The sequence below is a fragment of the Sulfurimonas lacustris genome (assembly GCF_059705355.1).
Genome location: NZ_AP046125.1, coordinates 1,507,089 through 1,532,228 on the forward strand (window position 1 = coordinate 1,507,089; position 25,140 = coordinate 1,532,228).

Below are 25,140 nucleotides of genomic sequence, written 5' to 3' on the forward strand. Positions count from 1 at the left end.
CAGATGATAGAAGTAAAAAATCTTACCAAAAAGTTTGGCTCGCACCTCTCCTTAGATAGTGTCAGCTGTACTTTTGACATAGGGGAGTCTATTGCACTTATGGGGGCAAACGGAGCAGGTAAAACGACACTTATCCGTTCCATCCTTGGATACTACCATCCAGATGGCGGTGAAGTGCTTATCAATGGACAAAATCCCATCAAAGAGCGCACAAATGTGCTCAAAGATATCAGTTTTGTTCCACAGCTTCCCCCACCCATCAAACTCAGCATCGAAGAGCTTATGCACTATATCAGCGTGAGTGCAGATGTCGATAAAGAGCTTATAAAGCACTACGCAAACGAGATGAAGCTTGACATCAACGAAAATATGAGTAAATCATTTTTCAAACTAAGCGGCGGTATGAAGCAAAAACTCCTCATTGCTATCAGTCTTGCAAAAAAGAGTAACATCATCATCTATGACGAACCAACAGCCAACCTTGACCCAAAAGCAAGAGACGACTTTTACAGACTTTTAGAGCAAAACGAAGAGCCAAAAACACTTCTTTTTGTGACACATAGACTAGAAGAGGTAAAAGAACTCGTCAACAGACAGATTTATATGGATATGGGAAAAATATTTTCAGATGAAGTTTTTTAAGTTTTTTTCTCTTTTCATCATGTTAGCATTTGCGCTTGGATGCGGCTCTTCTGAGACGCCAACTGCACAAAAAAAAGAGGTATGCCCAAAATGCAATATGCCACTTCCAGAGTCTCACCTGCACACGGCAAAACTTGAAGCCAACTCTAAAAAACGCTCTTTTGATGATATCGGATGTCTAGTTTTATGGGCAAAAGAGCATAACGTGGCACTCGATAGCGCAAAAATAGAGGTTTTTTCAAACGATACACACCAGTACATCGATGCACGCAAAGCACACTTTAGCATCAATGAAAAAACACCTATGAACTATGGATTTGCAGCCTATGAAGCACAAAAATCCGATACAATTCCAATGGATGAAGTAGCACTTAAGATGCTACGCGGCGAACATATGGCAAACCCAAAAATCAGAAAACAGATATTAGGAAACTAGATGAAAAATCTCTCTCTCATCGCATACTTAGACCTCAAAGAGTCCATAAGAGCAAAATGGTTTATCGTCTATTCGCTTGTTTTTGGCGGGCTTATCGCACTCTTTTTCATCGCAGGGGTAACAGAATCTCAAGTGATGGGTTTTAGCGGACTAAGCAGACTTCTTTTGATGTACATCCAAATCACCATCGTGATTTTGCCCATCTTTATCCTCATCACCACCGTTCGCTCCATTTCAGGCGATAGAGACAACCACATCTTAGAGTATATGCTCTCCTTTCCCATTTCGCTCAAACACTACTATTGGGGTAAAATCATAGGAAGATTTATCACGGTCTATCTGCCTGTACTCTTTGCGATGGTTATCGCTATTATTTTTGGAGCTATCAAAGGTGCAGCGATTCCTTGGAGCATCTTCTTTTTATACACTGGGCTTCTCTTTTCGCTCTCAAGTACATTTTTAGGGATTGCTTTTTTTATCTCCTCTTTTGTTAAATCCTCTGAAGTTGCTCTTGGTATCGCATTTTTCATCTGGATATTTTTGTTAGCGTTTATCGACATAGCGCTTATCTCGCTTATGTTGCAACAGAGGATGAATGAGGGCGTCATCCTCTTTATCGCCCTTATCAACCCGATGGAACTCTTCCGTGTTGCTGCAATCTCCCTCTTTGACCCAGAACTCACAGTGATGGGTCCTGTAGCGTTTTACATACTTGATTTGATGAGTCAGGGTATTTTTGTACTTGTTGCCATAGGTTACCCGTTGCTACTTGGGCTTATGTTTGCTACATTTGGGTTTGTTATCTTTAAGAAAAAAGATTTAGTTTAAAGGAAAAATCATGAAAATAGTTCTTATCGCCGTCTTGCTTCTTAGCACACTACTCTTTGCCTACACGATGGATTATGACAAAGAGAGTGAGTGTGTAGTTAGAAAGCTAAAAGTCCACAAAGATCCGCAATGGGTCTCTAAAATCGAACTTACCAACGGTAAAAAACTCTTTTTTTCCAGCCCAAAATCGATGATAGAGTTCTACCACCAACCAGGAAGATGGTATGACATAGGCGTCAAAAGCGAAGAGGATTTTAAAGAACTTCTTGTAACTGACTACAACACACTCAAACCCATCGACGCCAAAGGCGCTTTTTATGTTTATGGAAGCAGTAAAACCTCTCCAGCAGGTGATGATTTAGTCCCTTTTGCAAGCTATGAAGAGGCAAAAATCTTTGCGCAAAACAACAACGGCAAAAAAATACTTAGCTTCAAAGAGATAAAGGAGTCCCTCATCAGGCTCCTCAACAATCGCCTTTAACCACAAAATCCCCATATTAACACTTCATTAACAAAAAATTAACACCCAATTCATACCAAACTTCTATACTTACACAACGCTATCGCTTCTACAAGAGATTGGCTAAAATAAAGGATGTACAGATGAAAAAGATTTTGATTATGTGTTTGCTTAGCTTATCGCTTATGGCGGCTGAGACAAATGTTTTTAAGGCGAGCTACAAAGCTCCGATTGACAAAGTGATGCAAAATATCCGTGATAAATTTAAAGCAGATATGCTCATCATCGTTTGGGAGTTAGATATCCTTGAAGAGTTTAAGACAAGAGGTTTGGTTCAAAAGCTAGGTGCTGAGTATAACAAGGCGGGTGTTACTGCTGTCAAAACTTTTGTCGCATGCAATGGAATGATTGGAAACAGTATCATCAATGCTGACGCCGACATGATGGCATACTGCCCTGTTCGTATCACGCTTACTGAAAAAGATGGCGTAACGTCTGTCCTATACGTTCGTCCAACATCAGCACCAAGAGACTCAAAAGCATACCCTGCTCTCGTAAAATTAGAAAACAAAGTCGTAGCAGCCATCCAAGGCTCAATGGAGATGGAGTAAAACTCCCTCTCCTCTCTAAAACATTCGCACTTTGCAAATGTTTTAGAACAGATTTTCCCACCCCTATCACCTCTCATTTGAATTTTGCCCTCTTTCATGAAGCTTTTATAACAGACTTTATCATCTCTCTCTTCAAATAAACAGAGGCGATAAAAAGAGATATACAAGAAAAAAGGTAAACATAGTTCAGAAAATAGGCTTTAGCCACGCAAAAAACATTTCACATAGAGAGGTACAAAAGTAAAAACATCTACAAGAGAGAGTATATGGAAGAAGCCCTTAGGATGAGACCTAAGAGCTTTGTAGGAGAAAAAAAAGAAGAAAGATTAGAAGTTATAGACGACTGCTGCACGGTAGTGGTTCATTCTTCGCTCAGGAGTTTTTGAAATCACTCTGCCATCAAATTCGCTTAGACGTCTTGCATTGAACACTCTAAAAAACCAGTTTTGATTTGGTTTGTATGTAAATCCTGTATCGATTTCATACGCATCTTCAAGCGCAGTATTTGCTGTAAGGGCTGTAATGCCGCCAACCGTGCTCTTTGATTTGCCATACTCCGCATAATCAACCGTAAATCTAAGTCCCTTCATAACGATGTAGTGTGCACCAATCTTATATGCATCAACATCTGTACGGTATGCGTTACGAGAAAAGATAGTGCTTGTATAGGCAGGGTCAGCTCCCCAAGCATTAAAGTACTGTCCCTCTGTGCCATCTTCATCACCAGATTTGTTATATGCAGCAAAAACACCCCACTGCTTTGCATCATAGGCTACCTTAGCACCAAACATATTGAAGTCTCTCTCGCCTGCAAGTGAATCTCCCGTATCTTTTTGCATAAGATATTGCGCACTGAGTTTAACTGCCGAGCTCTCATTGAGAGGGATTTTGTAGCCAACCTCTGCATAAAAATCATCTGCAACATCATCTGAATGGTACACCCAAAAATCAGCTTGAAGATTTTTGACACCTGTATATGTTGCGCCAACAACACTGCGTCCATTGGTGTTTTTTTTCAAACCTGCCGCTACTCCCATATTGTAAAACTTTGCTTGATCGATATAAGAAGTGGCTGTTTCAAAACTCATAAAGTCATCGTTTTTAAAACCAACACCTGCCGTTCCTGTGTTTTCGCCTATCATACCAGCATCTGCCGCTGCACGAGAACCAAAGGACATCTTCGTGATATGCCCTGCATTGAGACGCAGTCCATCAACAACATTAGTACCTAGCATATACGCCTCATAAAAGTTTGGCATAAGGGAGACTTGAATCTTTGTAAGTGGCGTATCTAAAGTTTGTCGTCCAAGTTTTGCATCAAAATAGCTGTTTTTATAGGTAACAAAAAACTCACCCATAAGTGCTTTTGACGCACCATCAACATCAACACTCAGTCCATATGCGCCCTTGTCATACTCTGGAGCACTATTTTTGTCCCAGTCCGTCAATCCCGCATCGCCATTGACATAAACCCCAACTCCTACCTTGAGATTATCTACCCAAATATCTGGTGTAACGTGCTTTACTTTGACTAAATAACCGCCGCCATTGCTTGGAGCAAAACCATTTTTATGGTCATCAACGACATAAATGCCTTTTAACATAAAATCAAGAGTCCCACCTCTATATCCATCTATGTCAACACTCGCTCCCTGAAGCATTGCTGAACCTACAAGCGCTGCTGCCAATGATAGTCTTATCGCTTTTCTCATTTTTAACCCTTTTTTCTCTTTAGTTTATTGCCGTTTATCTCAGAAAAAAACTCTTAGATAAACTTCATAGTAGCAGTATAAGTAAACAATATAAATCTGTTGTTAATTTTTTGTTAATGGCGTGTTAATGGCAAAATGAATTGTAAAGATGTTAAGCCCCTCTACATGGGTGTAGGAGAGCTCCATTCCATGCTTTTGCAAGATATAGTACACTATATAAAGACCAAGCCCAAAACTCTCTCCCGCATTGATGTCACATTTGGTAAAGGGCTGTATATAGTGCTCAAGCGACTTCTCCATCGGTTGCGCTCTGGAGCAAAAGGAGAGGTCATCCCCTTCTAGGCGCACGAAAACATCACTATCTTGTGAATACTTTATGCCATTGTCAAGAAGATTTTTAAAGACAATGCTCATCAGTTCAAAATCCGCTTCTATGGTATATTTTGTGATGTTGTGCTTGATGCTCTGAGGCTCTAAAAAAAGCAAATCTGCTGCATTGTCTAGGATGTCTAGCAGATTGTAGGTACGTTTATCTATCTGGCAATCACACGCTGTTACATTTTCAATCTGTAAAAATTCTCGCGTCAAGAGGTTGAGGCGCATAAAAACATTTCTCAAAATCTCTTTTGTTCGCGACTCCTCTAAAAACTCAAGAGAGAGCTGCCCTTTTGTAATGGGCGTTTTGAGCTCATGGGTAATGTTGCGTATGAAAATCGCTCGTGAGTTCATCATCGCTTTGATTTTGCTAACGGCTCTGTCAAACTCATTGGAAACCTCGGCAATCTCATCTTTTCGTTTGGATGCAAGGCTTAGATCCGTCTCTCCCTCTCCAAACCTGCGAATCTGCAACTGAAGCTGTTTAAGAGGGTAGATGCTAATAGCGATGGAGAGAAAAAGCGCAAACAAAACAAGGATAAAAGCGCCATAAAGCCACCACATATAGTAAACGTCGATTGGCTCTGTTTGCATATCTTTAAGCACAATTTCGCCTACACTTAAGGGCACCATCATATATCTGTACGCATCCCGCTCATACAAATCAAAGTTTTGCATCCCGCACGAGATAGTTTCAAACCGCTCTTTATCCACAAAAGAGCTATAAAAAGCGCCATCCTCCACCATCTCAATATTTTGATTTTTAAGCGTAAAGAGTAGCTCTTCTTTTGTCGTGCGCCCTATATGCCACAGCATTACAGACTTAGCCACCTTATGGTAGTGCATTTTAAGATTCTCTTTGACGGAGATAAACTCATAATCATGCATCATCTTAAAAAGTACCGTCATGGCTAAAAATGCCAAGAAAAAGAAGAGGCTGATTTTAAAAATGATGGAGTTTTTGTTCATGTCTTCATCCTGTAGCCTATACCGCGGATGGATTCGATGTACTTTGGAGCGCGAGGGTTGTCGCAAAGCTTGGAACGCAAACGGCTGATGATGACATCGATGCTTCTCTCGTCACTCTCCCAGCTAAGCCCCTCTACACCATCTAAGATGCTGCTTCGACTTAGAACCATACCTCGCTGTTTTAAAAACAAAGAGAGAATCCCATACTCCGCAACAGTCAAATCCAGAAGTTTATCATGGTGATAGATACTCATTTGCGCTTTATCTACTTTAAAATCAGCGTGACTCTCCTCCTCTAAGGGGGAGGCAGAGTTTTTTTTGCGACGCAGCATCGCATGGATTCTTGCCACAAGCTCACGAGGGTCGTATGGCTTTGGAAGATAGTCATCCGCACCCTTTTCGAGCCCAAGCACCTTGTCGCTCACTTCATCCCGCGCAGAAGAGATGATGATGGGCACATCAAAGGTAGTAGAAATCTTCTCGCAAAGAAAAAGTCCATCCATCTTAGGAAGGGACAAATCAAGAATCACAAGATCAAAGCTCTCTTTTTTGAGATGTTCGATAACCGTGGTAGGGTCGCCATTTATGGCAACGCTTATCCCGCAATTACGTAGATAACTCCCCAGCAACTCAGACAACACAACATCATCTTCCACCATCAATACTTTTATACCCTCTTGCATCCGCTTCTCCCACAAAAGCGTGCATTGTAGCATTATGAATGTTAAGTTTTTCTTATTTTTAGGGATGAAGTTTTTGCATTTAAAAGAAGTTTAGAGACTCTCTTTTTTACTTCTATACCACTTTTTAAGCCCCCAAAGACTTATCAAAATCCAAAAAAACTCTATGATAAAAGAGGCAAGATTCCAGTTGTACAAAAGCGAATAAACGATAAGCAGTGAGCCAAAAGCATTTAAAAACGAGTACAAAAAACCTTTTGAATCTATCTTTTGGCTCTGTAGTAAAAAATAGGTTATCAAAACCATTACTACACCAATAATGCCGATAGCATCTACCATAAAAGCGCTCATATTATGTTCTCCTTGGTATTTATCTTACCAAACTATAAGCAGGGTCTAGCGTTTTTGCTATAGTCTGGTGGGCCTCATCCGACCACTCTAATTTGAGAGCCATTTAGCCATTCTTGCTTTTACCTTCAAGCAAATTTTTTGCGTTTTGGCTTGTCACTACCTTTTTACCCGTTTTGGCTTCAAGTTCGGCTCTTGCTACTTTTGCTACATTGCCGCCTTGTTTGGCTACATCTTTGCTATCTTCAAAGCTCTTAGGATTTATCGCTTCTGAGATGTCTTTTGTAGAAGCTTCCGCCAACATGTTTAAAATCAGCTCCGTATTTGTCATATTATCCCGCAGGTTCTCTTTTTTTAGACCTTTTAGGATTTTGTACTCTTTTGTTGTTTTATCCGCCCAAGTTTTTGTGATAATGTCTGTAAGTGTCGCAAACTCTGTTCCCTCTTGCACTCCCACTCTTTTCCACTCATCCGTCAGCTCTTTTCGTATCTCTATGCTTTTTAGTCTTTGATTTATCCAGTTTTCGCTATATCCGAGTTCCAAATACTGCTTTAATGCTCTATCGATGCTAAGTTCAGGGTCGCTCATCTCATCAAGGCGCTCACTTGCCACCCTTGCCAACCAAAGCTTAAAAGGCTCTGCTTTTGGTGAGGGAATGGACTGTATAAGCCTAAAAAGCTGCTCGGTATCGGCTACATCCGTTAGCCTCATCTTGCCATCTTCCGCTTTCATTTTCAAACTGTGACATTTTGTCACGGTTTCATTTCCCTCAGCCTTTAGCCTTTGCTTTAGTTTCCTCCAGTAAGCACCTGAGTCGATACTCTCTGTCAATATCTCTACAACATCTACGATAGACACATACCATTTCTCTTGCTCATCATCCCAAAGAGTTCTCACTTTTTTCTCTTCAAAAAGTTTGATAGATTCGTGCGGTTTCATCGGTTTTGCCTTTTATAATCATTTCAAACATTATAGCTTTTGAGACAAATCAACTCAAAAAACATTGCAATTTGCAATACTTTTAAAACTATTTTTCAAAAAAGTAGCAATACTCCAAATTTCCCTCTTTACCTGTGAGTTTTGAAGGCGATTTTAGAAGCAGTTTCCATCCCAAAAGAGAGCATGCGTCTTCAAACTTTATCATGGCGTTTAGTACCGCTTTTTCATCGGTAACCACGCCGTTTTTGTCTCTTTTGGCTTCTCGCCCTACTTCAAATTGCGGTTTGAAAAGCAGGATGATTTTGCTCTTTGCAAGCCTATCGACGGCGTCTAAAATGTAGAGCAGAGAGATAAAAGCGACATCGCTTACTACTATGTCAAACTCCTTGTCGCTCTTGAACTCTCGTATGTCGCAACCCTCGTATGAGCGGACTTTTGGGTCGTTTTTTAGGCTTTTGTGGAGCTGTTCTCGTCCGACATCTACTGCGGTTACTTCGCTCACACCTCGCTCTAGCAAAACCTGCGTAAAACCGCCTGTGGATGCGCCGATGTCTAGTGCGTTCATCCCTTTTACATCAAGCCCTAGCTCATCCAAAAAAGCATCCAGTTTAAAAGCCGCGCGGGAGACATACTCTTTATGCTCTCGCACCGCAACTTTATCGCTCTCTTTGAGTGTATGAGAACTCTTGAGGATTTGCTCGCCGTTTACGCTTACAAGCCCCTCTTTTATGATGCTTTGTGCCTTGTTTCTGCTCTCGCATAAGCCATTTTCTACCAGATAGTTATCAAGCCTACTCAATTTTTTCCCTCATCTCTTGCTCGCTAAGAACCGCAACGCCCAAATCGATGGCTTTGTCGTATTTGCTTCCCGCATCTTCGCCGTAAATGACAAAATCGGTCTTTTTGGAGACGGAACTTACCACCTTTGCGCCCAGAGCTTCCAGCATCTCTTTTATGGCGTCTCTTGAGAGGCTCATGCTTCCCGTCAAAACAACGCTTTTGCCTTTAAATGGATTCTCATGTGCTTCTTCTCTTTGAAGCGGTTCAAGCGGGCGCAAAATCTCTTGAAGTTTTGCAATCGTCTCTTTGTTGACACGCACAAACTCCAAAACAGACTCCGCCATCTCCTCTCCAAATCCCTCAAGTGCGACTATCTCCTCTTTTGAGGCATCCACAAAAGAGCTTCCAAATTTAGCACTCAAAGCCTTTGAAGCAACCTCCCCGATATGCTCAATCCCCAAAGAGTTGAGAAATCGCCAGTAGTCACACCCTTTTGCCGCTTCAAGTGAATCAAGCAGATTTTGGGCTTTTTTCTCTTTGAAACCCTCTAAACTTAGCAGTTTCTCCATGTCCAACTCAAACAAATCAAGCACACTTTTGACCAAACCCGCTTCAAAAAGAGCCTCGACTATCTTAGAACCCAAACCGTCGATATTGAGACACGGTTTTGAAGCAAAATAGATAATGGAGTTGATAACTCTGGCTTCGCATGTGAGATTTTGGCACTTTAAAAGCACACCCTCATCCAAAAGTTCACTGCCGCAAACAGGGCAAGAGGTCGGTTTTTGCACCTCAACTTCACTTCCCTTTCGCTCATGTGTTAAAACTTTTATGATTTTTGGTATCACATCGCCGCTTCTTAGGATGATAACTTTGTCGTTTATGCGGATATCTTTTCGCTCTATCTCATCAAAATTGTGCAGCGTGGCACGCTCGACGATAACGCCGTCAATGTTTGTCGGCTCAACCACGGCAACGGGGGTCACAACGCCCGTGCGCCCGACTTGAAGCAAAATCTCTTTTAGCGTAGTTATCTTCTCAACGGCTGGAAACTTGTACGCCACGGAGAAACGGGGGTTTTTGACGGTATAGCCCATATCTATCTGTGCGGCTATCTCGTTTACTTTTATAACCATCCCATCAAGCATCATGGCGTAACTTTCACGGTTTTTGTTCATCTCCTCATAAACCGCTTCTATCTCCTCAAAGTTTTGGCAAGTAGCACAAAGCGGCGGTTTTTTAAACCCCAAAGAGTAAACATACTCCATCTTTTGGCTCAAAAGTTTCTGCTCAAGCGTGTTTTCTCCTACACCGTAAGGCAAAAAAACCAGATTTCTTGAAGCGGTAATGCTCGAATCCAGCTGTCTCAAACTCCCCGCTGCCGCATTTCTCGGGTTTGCAAAAACAGCCTCGCCTTTTGCGGCTCTCTCATGGTTGATGCGTTCAAACTCCTCTTTGTAAAGCACCACCTCGCCCCGAATCTCGATGCGCTCTTTATGCGAAATAACAAGCGGAACAGAGCGAATTGTTTTGACATTTTGCGTTATCAGTTCGCCCACGCTTCCGTCCCCTCTCGTGATGCCTTGTGTAAGGATGCCGTTTTCATAGATAAGATTTAGCGATGCACCGTCATACTTTGGTTCGCAGTAAAATGAGATATTGCGGTCTAGTTTGTAGGTTTTGGTAAGCCATTTTTGCAGTCCATCAGAGTCAAAAACATCTTCCAAACTCCACATACGACTAAGGTGCGACGCTTTTTCAAACCCATCAGAGATAGCGTCCCCTACCCTTTGTGTCGGAGAAGAGGGCAAAATATCCCCTTCATGATGCTCTTCATACTCCAAAACTTCATGATAGAGTTTGTCATAAACCTCATCGGTCGTCATAGGGTCGTCAAGGACATAGTAGTGGTAAGCGTAAAGGTTAAGAAGCTCTATGGCTTTTGTGTATTGTTCTTTGTTCATGTGTGCAATTTTATCGAAAAGTTGTTAATTGACCTTATGTATTCCTTTGGGAGCGTGGCTTTAGTAAAAGCTTCATTCATAGTGTACCATTCACTTATGCGAGGCTAAAGCCTCACTTCCAAAAAGAGGGTTACGTGAGCTATAAAACTGTTTTTATGATAATGACTATCACTATTTATCTTAGATTAAGAAATATTCTACTACACTTTCTTATTGAGAATGAATATCACTTTAAAAAAGGTAAGAAAAATGAAAAAAATAGCTTTAGCGTTAAGTGTGGTTACACCACTTATGATGTTTGCGGATGTTATCCCTGCCATCAACTCCAAAGGCGGGGCGCAGGTTTTGCCTGAGGGGAAACTCAAGATGGGTATAAAACATACACAGTTTGAGAGAAACAGTATGTTTGATGGCACAAACGAGGTGCCAAACAGAGAAAATCTTGATGCTACTGCAAACATAACAGTTGTTGGTTTGCACTACGGTTTGAGCCCTAAAGCGACTATTGGCGTTATGATTCCATATAAAAACATAAGCGCAACTGCAAAACTTGGGACAAATGATGTTGCCATTGACAACAAAGGGCTTGGCGATATCGTTTTGGTGGCGAGACAGGTGTTGCTTCCTATGGGCGAGTATGGCTTTCAACTCTCTCTTGATGGAGGTCTCAAACTCCCTACAGGTGCCACAAATGGCTCTTTTAAAAAAGCTCCCACCATCGCAAATGGGGTTGATACACCGATGCCTACACAGATGGGAACTGGGGAGTTTGAGTATATGATTGGGCTTGGAGTGACGAAAATGGTTCATGAGAGTTGGGAAGTAGATGCGCATCTCTCTTACACATATAGACCAAAGGCAGAGCATGATTATGATTTTGGAAATGCGCTCTCTTTGGATCTTGCAACGACAAAATCAGTGACAAAACAGTTTAATATTGGGGTTGAATACAATTTTACCTATAATACTAAAACTGATATGGGAGAGGACACCAATGCACAACTTCGTGCAATGCTTCCTTTTAAGGCTTTTAGCGGAAGTGTGGGTTATGTCACACCGCAGGTAGAGTTTTTGCCTTTTGGCAAACCAAAAATCCACTTTGGCGTGGGTGTTTCGTTCTTGGCGCATTATGACTTAAAAGAGTATCAGCCGCTTGAGAAAGAGAGATTTATCGCAAGAGTTGGGTATCTTTTTTAACTGATGCCATGCTTTTTTTTGGAAGTGAGGCTTTAGCCTCGCTTGCTATGTGTTTTGGGTTTTGTGCGGGGCTGAAGCCCCACTTCCGATTTGGTGTGTTGTTGCAGTCTTGATTAAAATCAATGATAATTACTATCATTATTAGTAATATACGGTATATATTTAGGAGAAGAGATTATGAAAAAATTACTCTATACACTTAGTGCGGTTGTAGTTCTGGGTGCTTCTTTTGCTGAGGCAAAGGTTGAAAAGCTTGTGGTTTCAGGACCTTTTGCCTCTGTTTCGCATCCGATTTTGCATATGATAGAGACAAACGCTCTAAAAGATGTAGCAGACAAAGTGGAGTTTCGTGTCTGGAAAAATCCTGATGAACTTCGTGCTATGGCGATTAAGGGGGATGTTGATTTTGTAGCAGTTCCGACCAACACGGCGGCAACGCTGAACAACAAAGGTGTGGACATAAAACTGCTGAGTGTCTCTGTTTGGGGGATTTTGGGGATGATAAGCCGTGACAACACGCTCAAAACACTCAAAGATTTTAAAGGCAAAAAGATAGCCGTTCCTTTTCGTGCAGATATGCCTGATGTCGTCTTTAAACAGCTTGCAAAAAAAGAGGGTTTAGACCCGCAAAAGGATTTTGAGCTGGTTTATGTCGCTACGCCTGTTGATGCGATGCAGATGCTTATCATGAGAAGAGTTGACCATGCACTTTTGGCTGAACCTGCCATCTCTATGGCACTTCGCAAAACAAAATCTTTTCCCGTGAGCATCGTCGCACCTGACCTTTACAGAAGTGTGGATCTACAAGAGGAGTGGGGCAAAGTTTTTGGAACAAAAGGCGATATCCCTGAAGCGGGCGTTGCGGTTATGGGACATGTAAAGGATGAACAGCTTATAAAAAGATTTCAAGAAGAGTATGCAAAGTCGCTTGAATGGTACAAAGCAAACCCAAAAGAGGCGGGAAAACTTGCCGCAAAAACGCTTACTATGCTCAATGAAGATGCGGTAAACGACTCCATCTCCCATGTACGTCTCAAAAATGTACCTGCAAAAGAGGCAAAAAAAGAGCTTGAGTTTTTCTTTGAAGTCCTTAGAGCAGAAGAGCCAAAAAGTATAGGCGAGAAGCTTCCGCAAGAGAGCTTTTACTATGGGAAGTAAACTATGAAATTTGCATTTAAGATTTTAAAAGATTTTCCCGCCTTTCTTTGGAGCGGGTGGGGAGCGGTGGCTTCCATCCTCCTCTTCATCGCTCTTTGGGATATGGGCAATCAAGTCTATGGTAACCTTGTCCTCCCCTCTCCACTAGAGACTTTCAAAACATTAAACTTGATGCTTCAAGATGAAGCGGTTATTGCAGAGATAGAGACGACGCTTTATCGCTCTTCCATCGGTTTTGGCATTGCTCTTGTGCTTGGAACATCACTTGGACTTTTGGCGGGATTTTTCGCTACCGCTTCCATGATGAGCCGCCCCATCGTTACCATACTTGTGGGTATGCCGCCCATCGCTTGGATAGTTCTTGCAATGATTTGGTTTGGGATGGGGGATGAGACGGTTATCTTTACCGTTACCGTCGCCTCATTTCCCATCATCTTTGTTGGTGCGCTTCAAGGGACACGCACGCTTGATGGCGACTTAAAAGAGATGGCGCAAAGCTTTCATTTTCCATGGCACATGCGCTTTTTTGATGTTTACTTTCCGCACATATTCTCTTATGTTTTTCCTGCATGGGTCAGTGCGCTTGGGATGGCGTGGAAGATAGTCATCATGGCGGAGCTTTTAGCAACTAGCAACGGTATCGGTGCATCGCTTGCAACGGCGAGAAGCCAGCTTGATACGCCCACAGCACTCTCTATCGTGGTCATCATGATAGGTTCGCTTATGTTCATCGAGTACATCATTTTAGAGCCGATTAAGCGGGAGGTGGAATTATGGAGAGACTAGAAGTTGCAAAACTCAACCACCATTTTGGTTTTACGGAGATTTTAAAAGATATCAACTTTACTCTCCAAAAGGGGGAAGTTCTCTCCATTGTAGGGCCTAGCGGAGGCGGCAAAACAACGCTTCTACACCTTTGTGCAGGGCTTCTGGATGTGCAAGAGGGAAGTGTGACCAACACATTTACAAGCAGTGCTTTTGCATTTCAAGAGGCACGCCTGCTTCCATGGAAGAGCGTCATAGACAACATCGCTTTGGCACTTTTGGCAAAGGGCGAAAAAAAGAGCGATGCCATCCAAAAATCGCAAGAGATTGCGCTCCGTTTTGGGCTTGAAGAGGATGATTTTGACAAATTTCCAAAAGATTTGAGCGGCGGCATGAAGCAAAGAGTGAGTTTTGCAAGAGCGTTAGTCGTCAAACCTGCCCTGCTCTTTTTGGATGAACCGTTTTCCGCACTTGATATCGGGCTAAAAAAAGAGCTTCAAAGCGTTCTCATCGATATGATAAGCAAAAAAGAGATAAGCGTTCTTTTTATCACTCACGACCTTATGGAGGCTATCCGCTTGAGTGATGAGATGCTGCTTCTCAAAGCCGATCCGGGGCATATCGTGAAAAAATTCAAGTTTGACCTTATCCAAAATGAGAGAGACGACAGATATGTCTATGGAAAAAGTGCCGAAATACTTCAAGATGAAGAGATTATAACTACATTTGAACTGGAACTAAAATAATGAACACAAAAGAAAAAGAGCAAGTTCTCCACGCAACGAACCACTATCTCTACTACCCTGATGAGCCAAATGTTCCAACCTATTTGGCGTATGGATTTCGCCCCGTATTTTTACTCTTAGCACCCTATATGATACTCTCCATGCTTCTTTGGGGGCTTATCTATGGCGGTGTACTCAACATCCCATTTATGCAAAATATCCTTGTTTGGCATGTCTATGAGATGCTCTTTGGCATCCTCACGGCGGGGGTTTTGGCATTTTTGACCACGGGACTTCCCGAACTCTTCCCTGGATTTGTTCCACTCATCGGGCAAAAACTCAAAAATGTGATGCTTTTGTGGATTGCGGGGCGGGTGAGTTTTTGGTTTATCGACATTACAGGTGTTTATGTGGCGGCATTTTTCAACCTCGCTATGCTTGTGTGGCTCTTGTGGTTTGCACGCATGGCGGTTCTTGACAAACTCCAGCGACACGCCTCTTTGGGGTATGCACTTGTAGCACTTTTAGTGATTGAGATATGGTTTTTTGCCGCGATGGCGGGACATGCACAAACAGACCCAATGGATATCCTCAAAGTTGGACTCGGTGGGCATGTGGTGCTTATCCTCTTGGCTCTTAGACGGGTAAATATGGAGGCGGTCAATGAGCTTATGGAAGACAAAGGTATCGATGATGTCTATGTCGCGCGCCCGCCTCTCACTAATCTTGCGATATTTACAGTTATGCTTTTTACGCTTGTAGAGTTTCTCTACCCTGCAAACTCTGCGCTTGGTTGGTTGGGACTAGCAGCGGGTGCTGCGATACTCGCGGTCACAAGCGACTATATCCTCAAAGATAAAGTGATCATAAACCAGCCTTATGTCATCTACCTTGGGCTTATTTTTGTCATGATGGCGGCGGGATATGCGTTTATGGGTTGGGATATCTTAGTAAATGGTGCAGTAAATACAAGCGGTTTTAGACATCTCATCACAAGCGGCGGCTACGGACTTGCTTATCTTATGGTTATGATGATTGTCGGATGGATTCACACAGGACGCCATCTCACAAGTAACATCTACACACACCTGATGGTCAGTTTGCTAGTTTTAGCCACGCTTATGCGAAGTGCCATTCCATTTTACCCAGAGCACGCACAAACACTCTACATGCTCTCCGCCATACTCTGGACAGTGCCGTTTATGCTCTATATCAAGGTCTTTTTTGGCTATCTAAAAGCTCCGCGAGCGGATGGGATTAAGGGGTAGTAAGTGGGGATAAAGCTCTCTTTTTTTTGGAAGTGAGGCTTTAGCCTTGCCTAGTCGTTGCAATAAAGTTACAATGAAAAGGAAGTTTTACGGGGCTAAAGCCCCACTTCCGGTGGTTTTGTCTCGATATAAAAAGCAATATCCATTACTATCTCGATCTTCTTTTTAAACCAGCGTGAAGAAGGGAGAGAACTGCCTTTTTTTTCTCTTAAGGGCATAAAGTTAGTTGTGTTTGGTACAATCACAGTCATAGAAAAAACGGGAGCGCTATATGCAATCATTAACCATAAACATTCAAAATGAGACACTTGCTCAAAAGGTTATTTGGCTGTTAGAGCATTTTAAAAATGATGGGTTAGAGATAATGGCAAAAGAGGATATAGAGGATTTGAAACTTTTAAATGCCACAAGACATGAAGAGCGTATCTCTTTTGAAGAGTATCTAAAACATGCAAATTGAAATCAGAAAAAGCGCCATCAAAGACCTAAAATAAACAAGCCTTTTAAAGCAACTCTTCACAGTAAAATTTTAGAACTCAAAAACTTTCCTAACGTCTCAAATATCAAAAAACTCACCAACTTTGAACCTGCTTACAGACTTAGAGTGGGAGACTATAGAGTCCTTTTTGATGTCATAGACGAAATTATTGTTATTGGTAGAGTTTTGCATCGACAAAATAGTTATAACTGATGTTACACATAAATAGGAGCAAAGCAACGGCATTAACGAACTCGGGCAAAATCTTAACAAATCAGATGGGTTTACTTTTTAAAACCAACTCCGCAAACCTCTCTTTAAATTCACTCTCGTTTGCATAGTTGTAAAACGGAAGTCCAAAAAGTTTATAACATCCATTTTCATAAAGCTTTAAACCATTTTCATTTACATCTTCTAGCACTAAACTATTTTGAGCAGTGAGTTTCGTAATATCTTCCAAAAACTCATTTTTCCATTTCTCCGAAGAGTTTTCAAACCCATCTTTTGCGTCCTTTGTCCAGTCGCCCTTTGGTTCACAAAAAATCTGATGAATACAATCATTTTTATCTTTTAAAAGCAGTACAAAATCAGGCTCAAACCTCTCCCCATCTCGCAGTTTGTCAAAACTGTAAATCTCAAATGCTTTTTCATTTCGTATAAGTTTTACGACTTTGTATTTTGTTTTTAACTCATCTGAAACTTTGAGTATAAAGTCCGTAAAGTGCCTCTCCTCGCTTGTTCCGCCGTGCGCTTCGTAAACATACCAATCATCTAAAACATCAATGCGGCTATCGCTATCTTTGAGTTTTACTGTTTTTTTAGGCGGTATTTTTGCACATATGCGTACAGGGTGAAACTCACGGCTGCCGATATGCTCTTTTGCATTTTTCAGTATCTTGCTCTCTATATCGCCTAAGAGTTCAAGGATATATTTTATCTTTACCTCATTACTTAGCTCAAACTCTTTTGTCGTGTAAAAAGCAAAATCCACGCACCCTAGATAGTCATTGCTCGTAATAAACTCACTTATACTTTTGAGATTAACAAAATATCTCTTTAGGTTATCAAAGTAAAAAAACGGTTTTTTATTTATCGCCACCCGCACTAGATTTTTATCAATCTCTTTGATTTTAAACTTTGCTATTTTATTAAAACTTGCCTCTTTTATCTCTTCATCAAAAACTTTTAGCTCATGCGTGGTGTTGTCTATGTACCTTTTTTGCGTCTTATACGCATTACCGATATAATCACTTATGCCTTTTACTATGCTCTTGTCTTGCGGCACTTTTTTGTTTACAAACACAACGCCGTTTTTGTAAAGCTCATCTTCCAAAAAGCTCTGCTTTAACCTTAGTTCTACGGTTTTAATTTCATCATCCGCATCATCAAGAAGCCCAATTTTTCTAAGCTCTTTTGTAAGAGAGGATATATATTCACTCTGATTTATGCTGTAAAAATACATCTCTTCCAAAACTCTCAAAGGATGTTCAAAATCCGCATCAAACTTTCTTTTGTATCTATCTTCATCTTTATACACAAAAGGAAAATACCTCGCCCCTCGCCCGATAAGCTGTGCTTCGCTGATAGTGCTTTTTGTGTTTTTTTGCATCTCGTCAAGTTTGACTATATCAAAAAGGTTTAAAACATCCCAACCCTCATTTAAGATATCCACCGCAAAAATAGCTCTGATTCTGTTTTTTGCATCTTCAAGAGAGTTAAGATATGTGAGCTTTTCCTCTTTTTCTTTTACTTTTGAGTGGATAACCAAACAGTTTGATTTTTCAAAAGCGTATTTGATATTTTGTACAAAAACATTTCTATCGCTTACTATTTTTTTTAGCTCTTTTATGGCTTTTATATCCGATATTTTGAAAATCTCATCAATATCTTTTTCGTTCAAATCTTCTATGAGTTTTACAAACATCTCAAACACCGCATCTATATTTTCGGTATTTTTTACGGTTTTAAACATGATGACGGGTTTTATGCTTAGGTTTAGCTCTTTTTGAGCGATGAGCCTTCTATATTCGCTTACCATAACCGCCGATAAAATCCGCTTTTTATCATCTAAACTATCGCTTATGAGTTTTATATCTTTAGAGTATCTATCCTCTTTAAACTTTACAAGCGGGTAATCGGCGATGATTTTATCTCTATATTTTGCGCCTATCTTCTTATCTTCCAAATCTTGCGTAGCAGTAAACTCTAACAAAATATTATCTTTGTTGGTGTTTAGCAGATTTTTAGTAGTCTGCTCCCAGTTTTGCTCCGTCTCTTTTTCGGTTTTTGTATTTGCGTTTAGGTGGTGTGCTTCATCGGCTATGAGTACAAGCTTTTTATCTTTAAAGTCGGCGTATGTGATGGAGTTCTCTTTTACGGTAGTCTCCAAATCGCTATGCAGTTTGTTTATGGTCGTAAAGAGAATATTTATATCATCACTTTTTGAGCTGTCAAATGTATCATCTATAAGATTTATAGCTACTTCTTGATTGTTTATAAGTATCTTTTCTTTAAAGAGGTATTTTGATGAGTATCTATCCGCAAGATTTGCTTTTGTTTTTGTGATGATGTTGTTTGTATTTACAAAAAAGATAAAATCTCTATATCCTCTCTCATAAAGGTACAAAATAGAAGCGGCGATGATATTCGTTTTCCCACTTCCTGTTGCCATGTGAAAAAGTAGGTGTTTACTTGGGATATCTTTATGTTTTTTGCTTGACATATAAAAGATAAAATTCTCCAGTGCACTCACTTGGTACTCTCGAAGAGGCTGTTTTATGTTGTCAGTTATGCTTTTTGGAATATCAGGTTTTTCTATATATTCAAAAGCACTCTCGATGCTTTGATATAAAAGATTACTCATCACAAAGTCCATAAAATCGTTTGTTAATTTTTATCTCTTCTTCTGACATGCCGTACTCCGCATCTTCTATCTCTGCAAACGGTAGATAGTGCATATTTTTATTTAGCTTTCCAATCTCTGCATCTTTAAAAGTCTCAATTTGTTTAAGTGCGGCATAGATGAAACTGCCGCCGCCGCTCCAGTTTAGAGCTTTACTAATTCCGCCTTGCTCACCCTCTATAACTTTTTTTAGCCTCTCGACTCCAATATCTTCGATATAGTCCATCTGCTCTATGCCAATATAGCGGCGGTTCATTTTATGAGCTACCGCACATGTGGTTCCTGTCCCTAAATGATAATCTAACACAATATCATTTTCATCTGTTGCAGATAAAATTATTCGTTCAAGTAAATTTTCAGGTTTTTGTCCATCAAAATCTTTAATTCTTTCTTTTGATGTTGCTGCCTGTTGAAAAGAAATAATATCACTCCATACATCACCGATAGATTTTCCTTTTTTAACAACTTCGTCTAAATATTTTTTTTCTCCCCTTCCATCAAAATACTTTCTCCCTGTCTCTTCTTCAACTTTATTAAATCTTAATAAGTATTTTTCACTATGAACAGTTTTAACTTTATTAAATTTCAACGACTTATTATTTTTTGAATAAAATAAAATTGTATCGTGCCCCCTTACCCAGTTGTTGGCGATAGTCTTATAGCCAGATAAAACAGATATATCCCATATAATTTCTCTTTGGAAATTTTCCAACCCAAATACTTCATCCATTAAAACTTTACAGTAATGTGTTTCATTGTAGTCTAGTTGAATATAAATACTCCCATCCTCACTCAAAAACTCCCTCGCAACTTCAAGCCTATTTTTCATAAAAGTTAGCCATGTGGAGTGGTTAAATCTGTCGTTGTATTTGAAGCTGTCATTTCCAGTGTTGTAAGGCGGGTCGATGTAGATGAGTTTTACTTTTCCTGCAAATTTTTTCTTTAGAGTGTGTAGAGCTATAAGGTTGTTGCCTTTTATGATTAGGTTATCATTTTCGGTTATTTGTGGATTTTCTTCTACGCCGTTTTTTGTATAGCGTTTTATATTTGTAAGTGCTTTTGGCTCAAAAAGCCTGTCAATCTCATCACGGCTTAGTATCTCGTTGTAAAAAATTTCATTTTTCTTATCATCGTCCTTGCTCTGCCCGCCCTCTAAGATGCAGTCTTTATGAGGCCATGCAAGGACGACATCATCAAATTTTTTGATAAAGCTGTCCTTTTTTATAAGCCCTATCTTGTTTGTATAACTGGTGTAGGAGTTTTTGGAAAACTCGTTCATGGTAAAAAACTCTATAAGCCTGTTTTGGTTGAGTACAAAAATATCTTCGACTTTTGTAAAAAACTGCTCTTTTGCTTGCTTATCTCCTAGAAGCAATCTAACAAGCTCTATGTCAATCTTTTCCACCGCTTCAAGTACACCAAGCACAAAAATATTTCCATCTTTATCGCAAAATTTTTCACTCTTTTTTAGCAGTTCTTGCATGTGTTGGATAATTTTTAAAGACATTTGTTTCTCATTTTTTAAGTTTTTTAGGATTTTAATTCCGAAAATAGTTTTTATTATATACATATACTTCCCATTTTAAAATAAAACACATACAAATGTTTCCGAATTTTTTTAGAATATTTTTTTGTGTAGAGTTTTTGCATGAAACTGACACAGCAAGATATGGCAAGATTGTTTGATATTGACCCTAGAACACTAAGAAACTGGCGTAAAGATAAACCATATTTGTACGAAACAATCATGAAAGGTCTAGCGTTTGACGAGATAGTTGAATCTTCAAAAGAATCTTATGAAAAAGCACTCTTGATAAAAGAAAAATTTGAGTTAAAAAATAAAAAAAATGGTTAAAAAGATTATCAAGATTTTTATGCTCTACATCAAACTGTTTTTTAGCTTTTTAAAAGCTCCTAGAGCGGATGGGGTTAAGGGGTGAGGCTAATTTTGCCGATTTAACCTCAAGTTTTTACAAGGCGGACACGATGGTAAATGGCTCTTATGCACTCGATACGTATAAATCTCATGACTTGAGCATTTTTATGCGCACATCAAGCGGCGATACTATAAATATGGATTTTTCAAGCAAAAGCGCACTCTCTTTGAGATACGAACAAAATCAAGATGCAAGCAGCAGTACACTCTCTTTTGCGTCCATGCAATCCTTTGATTTTTCTATGAAAAGCAACGGCATAGATGCGCAAGACAAAAAAGAGATAGATGCATTTATGAAAATAGCCCAACCCTACATCGACTCCTTTTTAAAAGAACTCGGTAAAGATGCACCGCAATCTCCCATAAACAAAATAGCAAAAGAGATAGCAAGAGAGTTCGCACCCATGAAACAAAAAGATGAAGAGGTGCAAAACTTCACAAAAGCAAATATCGTCTCCATGTTCGACAAAGCCGTAAAAGAGCTACAAATCCCTAAAAAAGAGCAACAGAGCCTAGAAGAGATAACGCAAAAGATACTAGAAAATGCGCAAAATCTTTTAGAAAAAACACTTCAAGCATTTGATGAGATTGGGAAAAGTCTTTATGCTTGAGAAGGTAGAGAGGGTTGCTTTTTAAATCAAACGCTTGCAATCTCAATAAGTTCTTTGTCTTTGCTGAGAAGTTTATTTATAATTTGTGTCAAATTTGTATTTTGTTTTTTTGCCAATGTTGAAAAAAAACTTTCAATCTCAGGTTCAAGATATATAGGTAAATTAAATGTAGCATTTTCTTTGTAAAATTTACCTCTTACACCCTTTGAAAAATCATATTCCTCTTTCATCTTAATCCCTCCAAGTAAATTTGTTGCTCTTTTTTGGTTGCTCTTCTAGCACTTATTATGGGTATATTGCAGTTATTGTTATCGACTGAAATATTTGTATGCACCACAACGAGCGTATTGGTATGCAAGTCCATACCAATACTTACCCATCTTATCTTCACTCTCACTATGTTCATCATCAAAGAGTGAAATCATGTTTTTATCTCTAAATACTGATGCAGAATCCTCAAAACTAACCTTATGTTTGGTGATATTACTTTTGGCTTTGTTCACATCCCATTCAAAATTGTAGTTCATAAATAACCTTGAAAACATTTCTCATGTATTGTATCAAAAGAATTGTAAAATATTTGTTCTCTTTAAATGCGGATGTATGATGAAAAAGGTGAACAGCGGAAAATAGCAAGAGTTCTAGGTATCAGCCTTGGAACTGTACAGTTTCATCTGAAAAAAAGATGAGTGAAACGAAATCATTTTACCAAGAGAGTGTCGAAAAGTTAAAGAGTTCACTGAGATCCAGTCACAGCATCATGGATGAACTCTTCACATTTGTGGGGAATAAACAGAATTGGCGTAAAGAGAAGCCGTATTTGTACGAAATAATCATAAAGGGCTTTGCGTTTGAAGAGGCAGTCAAGAAAGCGCAACAAAACGCCGATGAGCTAAAAGCTTTGGAAGAGCAGTTGAAAACTAAAAAGACGCATTGACAAAACAACTTAAAAAGTCTATACTTCAAAATATATACTTTCTAAAGGAGATGTCATGAGTGCTGTAGCAAAACTGTTTAAAAATGGTCAAAGCCAAGCGGTGAGATTGCCAAAAGAGTTTCGGTTTGAAAACCAAGAAGAGCTTTTTATAAAAAGAGTGGAAGATGGCGTAATTTTGATGCCAAAAAATGACAAAAGCGTGTGGGAACATATGTTTGAGAGGCTTGATGAGTTTTCAGACGATTTTATGCAAACAAGAGTGCAGCCGACGCAAACAAGAGAGGGTCTGTTTTGAAAAAGCAGATGCTTGACACCAATATCTGCATTTACATCATCAAAAATAAGCCTCAAGGTGTAAGAGAAAAGTTCAAAGAGTTTGATGTGGGTGATTTGGTTCTCTCAAGCATCACTGTAAGTGAACTTTACTACGGGACTTATAAAAGTGAACAAGTGGAGAAAAATCTCCTAGCATTGGAGCATTTTCTTAAACCATTTGACATTTTGGAGTACGACATAAAAGCCTCTGTTGTCTATGGAAAAATAAGAGCAGATTTAGAAAAAAGAGGGCAAATCATAGGAGGGTTAGATATGATGATAGCCGCCCATGCACTTTGTCACAACATGACACTTGTAACCAACAACACAAAAGAGTTTCAAAGAGTAAAAGATTTGAAACTTGATAATTGGGTTTAAACCCTCGTATCCAACCAAGCCCTCTTTTTATAAATAACCATATAAGCAACACCTTTTATAAGCGTCTCTATATTCATGATGATAAAAATCGCCTCTATGGGGTAGCCTAATTTATAGGCGACGAAAGAAGGGATGACGCGAAAAATCCAGAGCGAAAAAACGCTGATTTTGAGTGTGATTTTGGTTGCTCCTGCACCTCTTAGCGCACCTGAATAGACAAACATGATAGCAAGCGGAATTTGTGCCAAACCTACAAAGACAAGGTAGTAGGATGCCACGGCTATAGTCTGGGCGTCTTGTGTGAAAAAACTAACTAAAAACTCAGGAAAAAGGATGAGTACCACTCCGACACTTCCCATAAACATATACGCTATGCGTCCGCCGATGATGCCCATGACATAAGCTCTCTCTTTGTCTCTTGCGCCCAAGCTCTGCCCCACAAGTGCGGTTGCGGCGATGGCAAAACCAAACCCCGGCATAAAGGCGATTCCCTCTATGCGAAGCCCTACCTGATACCCCGCCAACTCCTCCGTTCCATAAGCGGCGATAATGGCTACAAAAAAGAGAAACGAAACGCTTGAGATGCCCCGCTCCAAAGCTGCACTCCACCCCACATGCCACACTCGAAACAAATCTTTTATGCGGATGATGGGAACGATGCCAAGTTTTGCGTGAGGTTTTTTGAGCAGTACCACATAAGCAGCGACGTTAAAACAGTAGGCTATAACTGTGGCATACGCTGCCCCCTCCACGCCCATAGCTTCAAAACCAAAGTGTCCAAAGATAAAAACATAGTTCAAAAAAGCATTGAGCGCGGAGGAGAGAAGTTTGATGTAGAGCGAGTTTTTTGTGTCACCTGCTGCCGAGAGAGCGTTGTAGAGGAGAGTATCGATAAACATAAAAATCATCCCAAGAGAGATAATCTTAAAATAGAGCGCGCCCTGCTCCACCACCTCTGTTTGCGCCCCCATCATGGCATAGAGAGCCTCACTTCCAAAGTAGCCGCCAAAACTCACAAAGAGAGAAAGAACCGCCGCAACGATGGCAAGAGCGTAGAGAAGTGCTGAGGCTCTCTTTTTTCTTCCCTGCCCGATAAAACGGGAAATAAGAGCATTGCCGCCCACGACATAGAGTGTCATAAGCACATTGACTATCATCATAAACTGCATGCTCATCCCAACCGCCGCAAGAGCTGAGACGCTTACCATCCCCACCATAAGCATGTCGATAAGTATCTGCAAAATATCAACGAGGTGCTTGAGCGCTGCAGGAATGGCGATGGAAAATACTTTACGGGTATCTTGAGAGAGTGTCAGATTTCTTTTCATAACTTAGATCCTGAATGACCAAAGGAAATACCCTTGCGGTACAAGTTCAGGATGACGAAAACCCACAAATCTCGTCATTCCAAGCTTGACTTGGAATCTCATTTTTAGGTTATATAAGAAGTTCATTAAAAAAATTGCGCTACCTCTTGCATCGCTTCAAAAAGTGCCTCTTTTGTCTCAAAATGAAGCTCTTTTTTCTCTCGTACTTTTTCATTTGGAAGCGTAAAATCAAAAACCAAAACATACGAAGTTATCTTCACTTTATCACCGTTTATCTCCGCCCATTCAAGGCTCATCTCAGCGATTTCTCCATGTGCATCGACCACAGCCGCAGGGTAGAGGCGTGTCACTTTTGCTAGGTCAATAACGCCGATTTTTGAGGGGTAAAGCATCTCTT

30 protein-coding genes are annotated in these 25,140 nt (G+C 40.2%); 17 read left to right on the forward strand and 13 right to left on the reverse strand.

Annotation, left to right across the window (positions count from 1 at the left end):
• The first annotated feature begins 3 nt into the window (after positions 1-3).
• The 5 genes from AC6H4V_RS07795 (at position 4) to AC6H4V_RS07815 (ending at position 2,977) form a co-directional block, all read left to right on the forward strand.
• Positions 4-642: an ABC transporter ATP-binding protein gene (locus AC6H4V_RS07795; RefSeq protein WP_497606388.1), complete on the forward strand. Its 639-nt coding sequence runs from the start codon at positions 4-6 to the stop codon at positions 640-642.
• Positions 629-1,078, forward strand: a complete 450-nt coding sequence (locus tag AC6H4V_RS07800; RefSeq protein ID WP_497606389.1) for a hypothetical protein — start codon at positions 629-631, stop codon at positions 1,076-1,078. The genes AC6H4V_RS07795 and AC6H4V_RS07800 overlap by 14 nt, the downstream gene beginning before the upstream one ends.
• A complete protein-coding gene (locus AC6H4V_RS07805; protein ID WP_428730101.1) occupies positions 1,079-1,906 on the forward strand; it encodes an ABC transporter permease in 828 nt (275 codons plus the stop codon).
• A gap of 10 nt (positions 1,907-1,916) precedes the next feature.
• Positions 1,917-2,387, forward strand: a complete 471-nt coding sequence (locus AC6H4V_RS07810) for a nitrous oxide reductase accessory protein NosL (RefSeq protein WP_428730102.1) — start codon at positions 1,917-1,919, stop codon at positions 2,385-2,387.
• A gap of 122 nt (positions 2,388-2,509) precedes the next feature.
• Positions 2,510-2,977 (forward strand): DUF302 domain-containing protein, encoded by a 468-nt coding sequence (locus AC6H4V_RS07815; RefSeq protein ID WP_428730103.1) that lies wholly within the window; start codon positions 2,510-2,512, stop codon positions 2,975-2,977.
• A gap of 326 nt (positions 2,978-3,303) precedes the next feature.
• On the opposite strand, the gene AC6H4V_RS07820 is transcribed toward AC6H4V_RS07815, so the two are convergent.
• The 7 genes from AC6H4V_RS07820 to ligA all read right to left on the reverse strand — a co-directional run bounded on the left by AC6H4V_RS07820 (position 3,304) and on the right by ligA (position 10,745).
• On the reverse strand, positions 3,304-4,689 hold the full coding sequence (locus AC6H4V_RS07820; protein WP_428730104.1) for an OprD family outer membrane porin: 1,386 nt from the start codon (positions 4,687-4,689) through the stop codon (positions 3,304-3,306).
• A gap of 102 nt (positions 4,690-4,791) precedes the next feature.
• Positions 4,792-6,033 carry an ArsS family sensor histidine kinase gene (locus tag AC6H4V_RS07825; RefSeq protein WP_497606390.1) on the reverse strand — a complete coding sequence of 414 codons (1,242 nt, stop codon included), beginning with the start codon at positions 6,031-6,033 and terminating at the stop codon, positions 4,792-4,794.
• Positions 6,030-6,749 (reverse strand): response regulator transcription factor, encoded by a 720-nt coding sequence (locus tag AC6H4V_RS07830; RefSeq protein ID WP_497606391.1) that lies wholly within the window; start codon positions 6,747-6,749, stop codon positions 6,030-6,032. Before AC6H4V_RS07830 ends, AC6H4V_RS07825 begins: the two co-directional genes overlap by 4 nt.
• A gap of 57 nt (positions 6,750-6,806) precedes the next feature.
• Positions 6,807-7,064: a CBU_0592 family membrane protein gene (locus tag AC6H4V_RS07835; RefSeq protein ID WP_428730107.1), complete on the reverse strand. Its 258-nt coding sequence runs from the start codon at positions 7,062-7,064 to the stop codon at positions 6,807-6,809.
• 103 nt (positions 7,065-7,167) lie between these two features.
• The gene (locus AC6H4V_RS07840) at positions 7,168-8,001 is read right to left on the reverse strand and encodes a BRO-N domain-containing protein (RefSeq protein ID WP_497606392.1); all 834 of its coding nucleotides are present in this window, start codon (positions 7,999-8,001) and stop codon (positions 7,168-7,170) included.
• 88 nt (positions 8,002-8,089) lie between these two features.
• Entirely contained in the window at positions 8,090-8,800 is a 711-nt protein-coding gene (tlyA, locus tag AC6H4V_RS07845; protein WP_497606393.1) for a 23S rRNA (cytidine-2'-O)-methyltransferase TlyA, read from the reverse strand.
• Positions 8,793-10,745 carry an NAD-dependent DNA ligase LigA gene (gene ligA, locus AC6H4V_RS07850; RefSeq protein WP_497606394.1) on the reverse strand — a complete coding sequence of 651 codons (1,953 nt, stop codon included), beginning with the start codon at positions 10,743-10,745 and terminating at the stop codon, positions 8,793-8,795. The genes tlyA and ligA overlap by 8 nt, the downstream gene beginning before the upstream one ends.
• A 249-nt stretch (positions 10,746-10,994) precedes the next feature.
• On the opposite strand from ligA, the gene AC6H4V_RS07855 reads away from it, so the two are divergent.
• The 7 genes from AC6H4V_RS07855 to AC6H4V_RS07885 all read left to right on the forward strand — a co-directional run bounded on the left by AC6H4V_RS07855 (position 10,995) and on the right by AC6H4V_RS07885 (position 16,549).
• Positions 10,995-11,942 carry a transporter gene (locus AC6H4V_RS07855; RefSeq protein WP_497606395.1) on the forward strand — a complete coding sequence of 316 codons (948 nt, stop codon included), beginning with the start codon at positions 10,995-10,997 and terminating at the stop codon, positions 11,940-11,942.
• A gap of 177 nt (positions 11,943-12,119) precedes the next feature.
• Complete coding sequence (locus AC6H4V_RS07860) at positions 12,120-13,100, forward strand: ABC transporter substrate-binding protein (protein WP_497606396.1); 981 nt, start codon at positions 12,120-12,122, stop codon at positions 13,098-13,100.
• Positions 13,101-13,103: 3 nt separating this feature from the next.
• Complete coding sequence (locus AC6H4V_RS07865; protein WP_497606397.1) at positions 13,104-13,886, forward strand: ABC transporter permease; 783 nt, start codon at positions 13,104-13,106, stop codon at positions 13,884-13,886.
• Positions 13,874-14,611 (forward strand): ABC transporter ATP-binding protein, encoded by a 738-nt coding sequence (locus AC6H4V_RS07870; protein ID WP_428730114.1) that lies wholly within the window; start codon positions 13,874-13,876, stop codon positions 14,609-14,611. Before AC6H4V_RS07865 ends, AC6H4V_RS07870 begins: the two co-directional genes overlap by 13 nt.
• Positions 14,611-15,858 (forward strand): NnrS family protein, encoded by a 1,248-nt coding sequence (locus AC6H4V_RS07875; RefSeq protein WP_428730115.1) that lies wholly within the window; start codon positions 14,611-14,613, stop codon positions 15,856-15,858. Before AC6H4V_RS07870 ends, AC6H4V_RS07875 begins: the two co-directional genes overlap by 1 nt.
• Positions 15,859-16,129: 271 nt before the next feature.
• Positions 16,130-16,318: a hypothetical protein gene (locus tag AC6H4V_RS07880; RefSeq protein ID WP_497606398.1), complete on the forward strand. Its 189-nt coding sequence runs from the start codon at positions 16,130-16,132 to the stop codon at positions 16,316-16,318.
• 66 nt (positions 16,319-16,384) lie between these two features.
• Positions 16,385-16,549: a type II toxin-antitoxin system RelE family toxin gene (locus AC6H4V_RS07885; protein ID WP_497607924.1), complete on the forward strand. Its 165-nt coding sequence runs from the start codon at positions 16,385-16,387 to the stop codon at positions 16,547-16,549.
• A gap of 61 nt (positions 16,550-16,610) precedes the next feature.
• On the opposite strand, the gene AC6H4V_RS07890 is transcribed toward AC6H4V_RS07885, so the two are convergent.
• A complete protein-coding gene (locus AC6H4V_RS07890; RefSeq protein WP_497606399.1) occupies positions 16,611-19,199 on the reverse strand; it encodes a DEAD/DEAH box helicase family protein in 2,589 nt (862 codons plus the stop codon).
• Positions 19,192-20,745, reverse strand: coding sequence for a DNA methyltransferase (locus tag AC6H4V_RS07895; RefSeq protein ID WP_497606400.1), 1,554 nt, complete (start codon positions 20,743-20,745; stop codon positions 19,192-19,194). The genes AC6H4V_RS07890 and AC6H4V_RS07895 overlap by 8 nt, the downstream gene beginning before the upstream one ends.
• A 141-nt stretch (positions 20,746-20,886) precedes the next feature.
• Between AC6H4V_RS07895 and AC6H4V_RS07900 the strand changes: the two genes are divergently transcribed.
• Together AC6H4V_RS07900 and AC6H4V_RS07905 are read left to right on the forward strand one after the other, a co-directional pair.
• Positions 20,887-21,093 carry a hypothetical protein gene (locus AC6H4V_RS07900; RefSeq protein ID WP_497606401.1) on the forward strand — a complete coding sequence of 69 codons (207 nt, stop codon included), beginning with the start codon at positions 20,887-20,889 and terminating at the stop codon, positions 21,091-21,093.
• Positions 21,094-21,161: 68 nt separating this feature from the next.
• Positions 21,162-21,785, forward strand: a complete 624-nt coding sequence (locus AC6H4V_RS07905; RefSeq protein WP_497606402.1) for a hypothetical protein — start codon at positions 21,162-21,164, stop codon at positions 21,783-21,785.
• 26 nt (positions 21,786-21,811) lie between these two features.
• On the opposite strand, the gene AC6H4V_RS07910 is transcribed toward AC6H4V_RS07905, so the two are convergent.
• Together AC6H4V_RS07910 and AC6H4V_RS07915 are read right to left on the reverse strand one after the other, a co-directional pair.
• Positions 21,812-22,015 (reverse strand): hypothetical protein, encoded by a 204-nt coding sequence (locus AC6H4V_RS07910; RefSeq protein ID WP_428730119.1) that lies wholly within the window; start codon positions 22,013-22,015, stop codon positions 21,812-21,814.
• A gap of 78 nt (positions 22,016-22,093) precedes the next feature.
• Positions 22,094-22,312 carry a BrnT family toxin gene (locus AC6H4V_RS07915; RefSeq protein WP_497606403.1) on the reverse strand — a complete coding sequence of 73 codons (219 nt, stop codon included), beginning with the start codon at positions 22,310-22,312 and terminating at the stop codon, positions 22,094-22,096.
• 158 nt (positions 22,313-22,470) lie between these two features.
• Between AC6H4V_RS07915 and AC6H4V_RS07920 the strand changes: the two genes are divergently transcribed.
• From AC6H4V_RS07920 to vapC, 3 genes are read left to right on the forward strand one after another with little or no spacing between them, the layout of a single operon-like run.
• A complete protein-coding gene (locus tag AC6H4V_RS07920) occupies positions 22,471-22,722 on the forward strand; it encodes a hypothetical protein (protein ID WP_497606404.1) in 252 nt (83 codons plus the stop codon).
• 55 nt (positions 22,723-22,777) lie between these two features.
• Positions 22,778-23,017 (forward strand): antitoxin, encoded by a 240-nt coding sequence (locus AC6H4V_RS07925; protein ID WP_497606405.1) that lies wholly within the window; start codon positions 22,778-22,780, stop codon positions 23,015-23,017.
• Positions 23,014-23,415, forward strand: coding sequence for a type II toxin-antitoxin system tRNA(fMet)-specific endonuclease VapC (gene vapC / locus AC6H4V_RS07930; protein WP_428730124.1), 402 nt, complete (start codon positions 23,014-23,016; stop codon positions 23,413-23,415). The genes AC6H4V_RS07925 and vapC overlap by 4 nt, the downstream gene beginning before the upstream one ends.
• Here the strand turns inward: vapC and AC6H4V_RS07935 are convergent.
• Both AC6H4V_RS07935 and AC6H4V_RS07940 read right to left on the reverse strand, forming a co-directional pair.
• A complete protein-coding gene (locus AC6H4V_RS07935) occupies positions 23,412-24,743 on the reverse strand; it encodes an MATE family efflux transporter (protein WP_497606406.1) in 1,332 nt (443 codons plus the stop codon). The genes vapC and AC6H4V_RS07935 overlap by 4 nt on opposite strands.
• A 125-nt stretch (positions 24,744-24,868) precedes the next feature.
• On the reverse strand, positions 24,869-25,135 hold the full coding sequence (locus tag AC6H4V_RS07940; protein ID WP_497607925.1) for a hypothetical protein: 267 nt from the start codon (positions 25,133-25,135) through the stop codon (positions 24,869-24,871).
• Between the last annotated feature and the right edge of the window lie 5 nt (positions 25,136-25,140).

Coding starts and splice junctions, on each gene's coding strand:
- AC6H4V_RS07805 (WP_428730101.1), top strand. CDS start 1,079: ATGAAAAATCTCTCTCTCATCGCATACTTAGACCTCAAAGAGTCCATA.
- ligA (WP_497606394.1), bottom strand. CDS start 10,745: ATGAACAAAGAACAATACACAAAAGCCATAGAGCTTCTTAACCTTTAC.
- AC6H4V_RS07840 (WP_497606392.1), bottom strand. CDS start 8,001: ATGAAACCGCACGAATCTATCAAACTTTTTGAAGAGAAAAAAGTGAGA.
- AC6H4V_RS07940 (WP_497607925.1), bottom strand. CDS start 25,135: ATGCTTTACCCCTCAAAAATCGGCGTTATTGACCTAGCAAAAGTGACA.
- AC6H4V_RS07800 (WP_497606389.1), top strand. CDS start 629: ATGAAGTTTTTTAAGTTTTTTTCTCTTTTCATCATGTTAGCATTTGCG.
- AC6H4V_RS07855 (WP_497606395.1), top strand. CDS start 10,995: ATGAAAAAAATAGCTTTAGCGTTAAGTGTGGTTACACCACTTATGATG.
- AC6H4V_RS07795 (WP_497606388.1), top strand. CDS start 4: ATGATAGAAGTAAAAAATCTTACCAAAAAGTTTGGCTCGCACCTCTCC.
- AC6H4V_RS07935 (WP_497606406.1), bottom strand. CDS start 24,743: ATGAAAAGAAATCTGACACTCTCTCAAGATACCCGTAAAGTATTTTCC.
- AC6H4V_RS07920 (WP_497606404.1), top strand. CDS start 22,471: ATGAGTGAAACGAAATCATTTTACCAAGAGAGTGTCGAAAAGTTAAAG.
- AC6H4V_RS07860 (WP_497606396.1), top strand. CDS start 12,120: ATGAAAAAATTACTCTATACACTTAGTGCGGTTGTAGTTCTGGGTGCT.
- AC6H4V_RS07880 (WP_497606398.1), top strand. CDS start 16,130: ATGCAATCATTAACCATAAACATTCAAAATGAGACACTTGCTCAAAAG.
- AC6H4V_RS07825 (WP_497606390.1), bottom strand. CDS start 6,033: ATGAACAAAAACTCCATCATTTTTAAAATCAGCCTCTTCTTTTTCTTG.
- AC6H4V_RS07890 (WP_497606399.1), bottom strand. CDS start 19,199: ATGAGTAATCTTTTATATCAAAGCATCGAGAGTGCTTTTGAATATATA.
- AC6H4V_RS07865 (WP_497606397.1), top strand. CDS start 13,104: ATGAAATTTGCATTTAAGATTTTAAAAGATTTTCCCGCCTTTCTTTGG.
- AC6H4V_RS07910 (WP_428730119.1), bottom strand. CDS start 22,015: ATGAAAGAGGAATATGATTTTTCAAAGGGTGTAAGAGGTAAATTTTAC.
- AC6H4V_RS07835 (WP_428730107.1), bottom strand. CDS start 7,064: ATGAGCGCTTTTATGGTAGATGCTATCGGCATTATTGGTGTAGTAATG.
- AC6H4V_RS07900 (WP_497606401.1), top strand. CDS start 20,887: ATGAAACTGACACAGCAAGATATGGCAAGATTGTTTGATATTGACCCT.
- AC6H4V_RS07820 (WP_428730104.1), bottom strand. CDS start 4,689: ATGAGAAAAGCGATAAGACTATCATTGGCAGCAGCGCTTGTAGGTTCA.
- AC6H4V_RS07870 (WP_428730114.1), top strand. CDS start 13,874: ATGGAGAGACTAGAAGTTGCAAAACTCAACCACCATTTTGGTTTTACG.
- AC6H4V_RS07905 (WP_497606402.1), top strand. CDS start 21,162: ATGGGGTTAAGGGGTGAGGCTAATTTTGCCGATTTAACCTCAAGTTTT.
- AC6H4V_RS07830 (WP_497606391.1), bottom strand. CDS start 6,749: ATGCTACAATGCACGCTTTTGTGGGAGAAGCGGATGCAAGAGGGTATA.
- AC6H4V_RS07815 (WP_428730103.1), top strand. CDS start 2,510: ATGAAAAAGATTTTGATTATGTGTTTGCTTAGCTTATCGCTTATGGCG.
- AC6H4V_RS07925 (WP_497606405.1), top strand. CDS start 22,778: ATGAGTGCTGTAGCAAAACTGTTTAAAAATGGTCAAAGCCAAGCGGTG.
- AC6H4V_RS07810 (WP_428730102.1), top strand. CDS start 1,917: ATGAAAATAGTTCTTATCGCCGTCTTGCTTCTTAGCACACTACTCTTT.
- AC6H4V_RS07875 (WP_428730115.1), top strand. CDS start 14,611: ATGAACACAAAAGAAAAAGAGCAAGTTCTCCACGCAACGAACCACTAT.
- AC6H4V_RS07915 (WP_497606403.1), bottom strand. CDS start 22,312: ATGAACTACAATTTTGAATGGGATGTGAACAAAGCCAAAAGTAATATC.
- AC6H4V_RS07895 (WP_497606400.1), bottom strand. CDS start 20,745: ATGTCTTTAAAAATTATCCAACACATGCAAGAACTGCTAAAAAAGAGT.